The sequence below is a fragment of the Vibrio sp. 1580 genome, assembly GCF_033340055.1.
In genome coordinates this window covers 1-1,190 of the sequence record NZ_JAWOVT010000062.1, presented here as the reverse complement: position 1 = coordinate 1,190, position 1,190 = coordinate 1, and the positions used below count along the sequence as shown (strand labels likewise).

The 1,190-nt window shown below is 47.2% G+C and carries 1 protein-coding gene; it reads left to right on the top strand.

Going from position 1 to position 1,190, the window contains the following annotated elements:
• A partial coding sequence (tuf, locus tag R7093_RS24010; RefSeq protein WP_017822038.1) for an elongation factor Tu occupies positions 1 to 1,184 on the top strand: 1,184 nt, incomplete at its 5' end.
• Positions 1,185 to 1,190 lie beyond the last annotated feature (6 nt).

Here is a 1,190-nt window from a genome sequence, read left to right as displayed (position 1 = left end):
TGTCTAAAGAAAAATTTGAACGTACGAAACCGCACGTTAACGTTGGTACTATCGGCCACGTTGACCACGGTAAAACAACTCTAACTGCAGCTATCTGTACTACTCTTGCTAAAGTTTACGGCGGTGTAGCTAAAGACTTCGCATCTATCGATAACGCTCCAGAAGAGCGTGAGCGCGGTATCACAATCGCAACTTCTCACGTTGAGTACGACACTCCATCACGCCACTACGCACACGTTGACTGTCCAGGACACGCTGACTATGTTAAAAACATGATCACTGGTGCTGCACAGATGGACGGTGGTATCCTAGTTGTTGCTGCGACAGATGGCCCAATGCCACAAACTCGTGAGCACATCCTACTAGGCCGTCAGGTTGGTATCCCATACATCATCGTATTCATGAACAAATGTGACATGGTTGACGATGAAGAGCTACTAGAACTAGTAGAAATGGAAGTTCGTGAACTTCTATCTGAATACGATTTCCCAGGTGATGACCTACCAGTTATCCAAGGTTCTGCACTAGGCGCACTAAACGGCGAAGAGCAGTGGGAAGCGAAAATCGTTGAACTAGCAGAAGCTCTAGATACTTACATCCCTGAGCCAGAGCGTGCGGTAGATCAGCCATTCCTAATGCCTATCGAAGACGTATTCTCAATCCAAGGTCGTGGTACAGTAGTAACTGGCCGTATCGAGCGTGGTATCCTAACTGTAGGTGACGAAGTTGCTATCGTAGGTATCAAAGACACTACTACAACTACATGTACTGGTGTTGAGATGTTCCGTAAGCTTCTAGACGAAGGCCGTGCAGGTGAGAACGTTGGTGCACTTCTACGTGGTACTAAGCGTGACGAAGTTGAACGTGGTCAAGTACTAGCTAAGCCTGGTTCAATCACTCCACACACTAAGTTCGAATCAGAAGTATACGTACTGTCTAAAGATGAAGGTGGTCGTCACACTCCATTCTTCAAAGGCTACCGTCCACAATTCTACTTCCGTACAACTGACGTAACTGGTGACATCCAGCTACCAGACGGCGTAGAAATGGTAATGCCAGGCGACAACGTACAGATGACTGTAGAGCTAATCGCACCAATCGCAATGGACGAAGGTCTACGTTTCGCGATCCGTGAAGGTGGCCGTACAGTAGGTGCTGGTGTTGTTGCTAAGATCTTCGACTAATTCATA